1 pseudogene is annotated in these 398 nt (G+C 72.9%); it reads left to right on the forward strand.

What is annotated here, in order from left to right:
* A pseudogene (locus tag D7Y04_RS43335) lies at positions 1-398 on the forward strand (hypothetical protein); the annotation flags it as partial.

The following is a 398-nucleotide window of genomic DNA, read 5'->3' on the forward strand; positions in this document are numbered from 1 at the left end:
GGAGGACCTGGTGCACCCGCGCGCGAAGGGCTCGGACCTGCTCGGTCATCTCTTTGATTTGGCGCTCCAGCGAAGCTTCGCGAAGGTGCACGCGCCGCTGGTGCCGGTGGCGGATGCGCCGGGGTTGCAGGACGCGGACACCGCGCTGACGAAGACGTTCGACCGGCTGCGCCGCCGCGAGTCCGGCGAGGCCCTGCGCGTGGGCATCGCCCAGCTCGGCGCGTCGCATACCGCCTCGCACTACTTCACGGACGCGGTGCGCGGGGTGCTGACCAAGCGCTTCGGGGACGCGGGCCGGGGCTTCATCGCCGCGGGCAAGGCGTCCCCTCGCCTGGAGAACGCGCGCGTGGCGCGGGAGCTGGTGGGCGACTGGAAGGTGGAGGACGCGATGGAGGCCG

This window comes from Corallococcus sp. AB038B, from assembly GCF_003668955.1.
In the GTDB taxonomy this organism is placed as follows: Bacteria; Myxococcota; Myxococcia; order Myxococcales; family Myxococcaceae; genus Corallococcus; species Corallococcus exiguus.